Genomic DNA, 6,345 nt, shown 5'->3' on the forward strand with positions numbered 1-6,345 from the left:
ATGAAGTATATTTTATTTGGAATGGTACTAAGCTGTCTCCTAGTTTTGACAGGATGTAAGCAGAATAATGCTTATAAAGAACAACTTCAAGACCCTGAACTTTTTCACTCTGCAATGAGTAATTTAACGGATGTAATTGTATATGATATATTTTCACCCCCAGTTGCATCGCGGGTTTATATGTATCCGAGTGTAGCTGCTTTTTCAATAATACAAAAGGCCTACCCAGATAAATATAATAGTTTAGAAGGTCAACTAACAGATTTAAATGCTATACCAAAACCAAATAATGAGGATGTTGATTTCCATCTAGCTTCTATTCATGCATTTACTGTGGTTGGAAAACACTTCATTTTTTCTGAACAAAAAGTAACGGATTTTCAAAATGAAACTTATAAAAAATTAATTGATAGCGGATTGCCTAAAAAAACAAAAAAAGCATCAATTGAATATGGTGAGGTGGTTGCAAAACATATTTTGGAATGGGCCAAAGGAGATTTATATAATCAAACTCGAACTTATCCTAAATACACAATCCTTGAGGATGATAAATATTGGAAACCTACACCTCCAGATTATATGGATGGGATTGAACCACATTGGAATAAAATAAGAACGTTAGTTCTGGATTCAGCAAATCAATATGTTCCAGCACCTCCAATTGAAATAGATTTAACTGATGGCAGTGCATTCAAAAAACAACTGATGGAAGTTTATAGAAAAGGGCAAGGTAGAGATCAAGAAAGTAAAGATATTGCTAGTTTTTGGGATTGTAACCCTTATGTTTCGCATCATCGAGGACATGCTATGTTTGCTACAAAGAAGATAACACCAGGTGGACATTGGATAGGGATTACTAAAATTGCTACAAAGAAATCAAATAGTTCTTTTGATGAAACGGTTAATGCTTATACACATGTTAGTGTCGCGCTTTTTGATGGCTTTATAAGTTGTTGGGATGAAAAGTGGAGAAGCCTAGTGGTTAGGCCAGAAACGTTAATCAATCAATATATTGATGAACAATGGGTCCCATTATTGCAAACACCTCCTTTTCCAGAATATACTAGTGGTCATTCAGTAATATCAAGAGCTGCTGCTGTAATATTAACGAATTTATACGGAGATGATTTTGGTTTCTTAGATACAACAGAAATGGAATATGGATTACCAGCAAGGAGTTTTAATTCATTTTATCATGCTTCTGAAGAAGCGGCAGTCTCTAGGCTTTATGGAGGAATACATTATCGAATGGCTATTGATGAAGGTGTGACTCAAGGACAAAAAGTTGGAGAATTTATAGTTCAAAAAATGCAGACTAAAAAATAGCTTTAGTATATTATATTTTCTTATTTCCCAAGAATAACTTTTAATAGTTCAAAAAGCTTTTTTAAATAATAATTACAAGTTATAATTCATGTTTTTTGGTATTTGATGGATAGTATTTATACTTTCTGTTAACAAAACGCATTGTTTTTTCTAATTCGAAAACGATTTCGATTAAAGAATTCGCGTTTTGTGACTTGAAAATTGTAAAATATCTTAATAATAATGAAATTGTTGAGATTTGTTTAAAGACTGAGTTTTTTCATGCGATTCAAAATGAACAGGTTTGTATTAATTTTTTTAGCAATTATCTGCGTACTAGATATTATAAATAATAAGGCATAGTGCTTTTACAACTTAAAATAAAATGTCAAAAATGAAACCAACTAAACCAAGATTATCTTTTTGGCAAATATTTAATATGAATGTTGGATTCCTGGGAATTCAATATAGTTTTGGGTTGCAGCAAACTGCAATAAATCCGATATTTTTATATTTAGGTGCTCCAGAAGACATGTTGCCAATTTTGAATATTGCAGGTCCAGTTACAGGGTTAATAATTCAACCAATAATTGGAGCGATGTCAGACAAAACATGGTCTAACCGATGGGGTAGAAGAAAGCCTTATTTTTTAATTGGTGCTTTATTAGGGAGTTTGTGTTTATTCGCATTTCCACATAGCCCAATACTTTGGTTTGCTGTGGGATTACTTTGGATTCTCGATGTTGGTAACAATATGGCAATGGAACCTTACCGTGCTTTTGTTGGAGATAAATTACCCGAAAAACAATTAAGTTTGGGGTATCAAATGCAAAGCTTATTCGTTGGTGCAGGTATTTTATTAGCTAATGGATCTATAGTTTTGTTTCAATATTGGTTTGGTGGAGAATCTGTTGAAGAAGTAGGTGTTATTCCACAATGGTTGTATTATTCATTCTATATTGGTGCATTCTTATCTTTAACTACCATTTTATGGTCAGTTTTTAAAACTCCTGAAATCCCGCCTTCCACTCAAGAGCTCGAAGAAATAAATACAATTAAGAGTATGCCCTTTAATAAACGTATTTCTCAACCTTTTCAAGAAATAGTGCAAGCTATAAAAGAGATGCCGAAATTTATGTGGAAAATTAGTGCTGTATATTTATTTCAATGGTATGCACTATTTATCTATTGGCAGTTTACTACACCTCTATTCAAATTAACCTTAGGTTTTTCAACATCTGAAGCTGCATCACAAGCTGCTAAAATGAGTTTAACCTATAATATAGTCACAATGGTAGTCGCCTTAGCTTTAGTTCCTTTAACGCTCCGGTTTGGTGGCAAAAAAGTCTATGCAATCAGTTTAATAGGTACGGCTATTGCCTTATTTACAATACCTTATATTTCAGACCCTGTTATGGTCCTTGTGCCTATGGTGCTATTTGGAATTGGATGGGCCGCAATGATGGGGATTCCTTATACCATGGTTTCAAAAATTGTGCCTCAAGATCGCAGAGGAGTATATATGGGTATTTTAAATATGATGATTGTAATTCCTATGTTTATTCAAACGCTAACATTTGGGCCAATATATAAATATGTACTTGGTGGTAATGCCATAAATGCAATGTTATTTGCTGGGTTGTTTTTTGCTATATCTGCTTTTTTAGCTTTTCGATTAAATGAAAACAAAGCTATCGAAGATAACGATTAGCCAGTATTTTTAGGAAAGGCACACTAATATATTTTACACTCGAAGAAAATGAAAAACTTAGGCATTAAAATCTCCATCTATCTTAACTATTTTGTTTTTGCAATACTTTTAAATAGTGTTGGTATTGTAATTGAAAAATCTATTGATGTATACAAAGTAACGGAATCTCAAGCATCTACTTTAGAGGCCTTTAAAGATTTACCAATAGCCATCGTTTCTTTTATAATTGCATCTTTTCTACCGCGTTTTGGTTACAAAAAAGCCATGTTAGTAGCATTAGTTATTGTGTTTTTTGGTTGTGTACAAATTATTTTAGGTAATTCATTCTTTTATACCAAAGTACTTTTTTTAACTATTGGAGTTAGTTTTGCCTTAATAAAATTATCAGTCTATTCCCTTATTGGAATTTTAACCAATTCAAGAAAAGAACATGCCGCTTTAATGAGTTCTATAGAAGGGTTCTTTATGGTAGGAATTGCTTTGGCCTATTTTTTATTCCCAGCTTTTTATTCTTCTGATGAAAATTCTTGGTTAAATGTATACTACCTTTTATGCGGTCTGATTTTAGTTTCGTTTCTTTTTCTGCTTTTCTCTAAAATTACTTATCAAGTTGAAGCCATAAGTACTAGTTTGAAAGAAGACTTGAAAGAATCTCTTAAATTAATGGTTGTTCCGTTAGTTATGGTTTTTATCATTTCAGCTTTTTTGTTTGTAATGATAGAGCAGGGAATTATGACATGGTTGCCAACCTTCAATAAAAAAATATTCAATTTTAATTCAGTATTAAGTGTTCAAATGGCAAGTATATTAGCCCTTTCTCTTGCTCTTGGAAGATTCGTTGCGGGATTTCTTACCAAATACATAAATTGGGTTTACCTCGTTATTATATGTGTTATTGTTTCTGGCAGCATTTTAGTTTATGTTTTACCCCAATTACAGGGAGACATTGAATCTATTGGAGAAATTTCAAGCTTATCCCAAGTGCCACTATTAGGATTTATTTTACCACTAATAGGATTATTTATTGCGCCAATTTATCCGCTTTTGAATTCTACAGTGTTAAGCTCCTTACCTAAGAGTTTACATTCACCTATGTCTGGTTTAATAATTATTTTTTCTGCATTAGGAGGTACAATAGGTTCAAGAATAGTTGGTGAATTATTTGAAAATATAGGTGGTGCCAGTGCGTTTTACTTTTTGCTAATCCCAATGGGTTTGTTGATTATTTTTGTTTTATTAATCGACCGTATGTCTAAAAATCAAGAAGTAGCGCAATGATTTTTTTTAATTTAAATATTGAAGCTACACTTCAAAAGTTATTATTGCAGGAAGACACAGATGGTGATAAAAGAATAACCATTGAAGATAAAGGCCCCAAAGCATTTGAAATAACATCAAGTAAACGAGAACCTTATATGGTAAAAGGAACTTACCATCTCTCAAATTTATTACAAGAATTAGTCATTGCAAAAAACAAAGGAAAAACTACTGCACAAATTCCTTTAAAAGGCATTGAAGAACCACCAGTAGAAAGAGTTTCTAGAATGGTTAAAGATTATTTTTGGAGTGGGCTTACAAGAACAATGGATGAAAAAGGGATTCAAAACCTTATAAACGATTCAAAAAATGAAACCCTTATTTCAAATAAATTAAGAGTTTATATTCCTTTTAATGATAAGATAGCTTTTAAATATTATAGAAATTTAGAAACAGATTTTCCTATCAAAGCCATTAAGCTTCCTAAAAAAATAACACCAAATTTTGTAAAACGCATCAACACAAAACCAGGGATTCTATCACTCAAACTAAAAGAGGATAATGGACAAATTAATGGAATTCCTTTCGTTGTTCCTGGTGGACGTTTTAATGAAATGTATGGTTGGGACAGCTATTTTCAATCTATTGGTTTAATAATAGATGGAAAAATAGAATTAGCAAAAGCTGTTGCTGAACATTTTCAATATGAAATTGAGCACTACGGGAAAATACTTAACGCTAATAGATCTTATTATCTTACGAGAACTCAGCCCCCTTTTTATTCGAGTTTGATTTGTGAAGTTTTTGAGGTTTGTAAAGATAAAAATTGGTTAAAAAGTCATTTAAAAACTGCGATTCATGAATATGAAACTGTTTGGATGGTGGAAGGAAAACGTTTGATAAAAAACGGATTAAATCGTTATTTGGCTGAAGGTATTGGTTTTCCTCCAGAATGTGAAGAAGGGCATTTTGATGCTATTATAAAACCATTTGCAGATGCTGTACAGATATCAATAAATACCTATTTAGAGAAATATCAAAAAGGTGAAATCAAAAACAATCAACTAGATATTTATTTTTTAAATGACAGAAGTGTTCGAGAATCGGGTCATGATACATCCTACAGAATAGATAGTAATTGTGCCGATTTAAACTTAGTTGAGCTAAATGCTTTTTTATATAAATATGAAATAGATTTTGCCAAATTAATTAAAGATGAGTTCGATGATGTTTTCATCATCAATTCTAAAAATTATACAAGTAATTATTGGTTAGAAAAAGCAAGAAATCGTAAAAAGAAAGTAAATGAGTATTTATGGAATGAAAATGATGGACTTTTTTACGACTATAATTTTACAACAAATAAGCAATCAAAATTTGTTTCAGCAACTACTTTTACGCCTTTGTGGAGTAAAATGGCAACCCAAAAACAAGCTGAAGAAATTTTAAAAAACGCATTGCCCTTATTGCTAGAAAAAGGAGGTATTTCGGGAAGCACCCAAGAAAGTAGAGGTGAAATTTCTAATGAACGCCCTGCTCGTCAATGGGATTATCCAAATGGTTGGGCGCCTCATCAAATGCTTATTTGGAAGGGATTATTGAATTATGGCTTTGAAACTGAAACTCAAGAATTAATGTATAGATGGTTGTACATGATTACCAAAAATGCTGTTGATTATAATGGGACCATTCCAGAAAAATATGATGTTGTACAAGCTACACACAAAGTGTTTGCAGAATACGGAAATGTTGGGACGGATTTTGAATATATAACCCAAGAAGGTTTTGGTTGGATGAACGCATCTTATCAATATGGTTTGTCATTATTGACAAAAAACAACATCATGCATTTAAATCAATTAAAAAAACCAGAAGAACTTTTTATCTAAAAAAGATGAAGTAAAGGTTCTTTTTTACACAATTTAAAATATAATAATCATGAAGCATTTTTTGCTTTTTTTAAGTTTATCAGTATCACTTTGTTTACAATCTCAAGATTTTTCAAACTCTCCTTGGCATATAGAGGCCAACAATATTGATCCAAATAATTATTACGGAATTACAGTTGCCAA

4 protein-coding genes are annotated in these 6,345 nt (G+C 31.7%); all 4 read left to right on the forward strand.

Annotation, left to right across the window (positions count from 1 at the left end; all coding sequences use genetic code 11):
* Positions 1 to 1,326 (forward strand): vanadium-dependent haloperoxidase, encoded by a 1,326-nt coding sequence (locus tag QZ260_RS05035; protein WP_295983488.1) that lies wholly within the window; start codon positions 1 to 3, stop codon positions 1,324 to 1,326.
* 373 nt (positions 1,327 to 1,699) lie between these two features.
* Positions 1,700 to 3,016 (forward strand): MFS transporter, encoded by a 1,317-nt coding sequence (locus QZ260_RS05040; protein WP_295983490.1) that lies wholly within the window; start codon positions 1,700 to 1,702, stop codon positions 3,014 to 3,016.
* Between the two features lie 48 nt (positions 3,017 to 3,064).
* The gene (locus tag QZ260_RS05045; protein ID WP_295983491.1) at positions 3,065 to 4,294 is read left to right on the forward strand and encodes an MFS transporter; all 1,230 of its coding nucleotides are present in this window, start codon (positions 3,065 to 3,067) and stop codon (positions 4,292 to 4,294) included.
* Positions 4,291 to 6,162, forward strand: coding sequence for an alpha,alpha-trehalase (locus QZ260_RS05050; RefSeq protein WP_295983493.1), 1,872 nt, complete (start codon positions 4,291 to 4,293; stop codon positions 6,160 to 6,162). Before QZ260_RS05045 ends, QZ260_RS05050 begins: the two co-directional genes overlap by 4 nt.
* Positions 6,163 to 6,345: the final 183 nt, after the last annotated feature.

Source organism: uncultured Algibacter sp. (assembly GCF_905480415.1).
Classification (GTDB): domain Bacteria; phylum Bacteroidota; class Bacteroidia; order Flavobacteriales; family Flavobacteriaceae; genus Algibacter_B.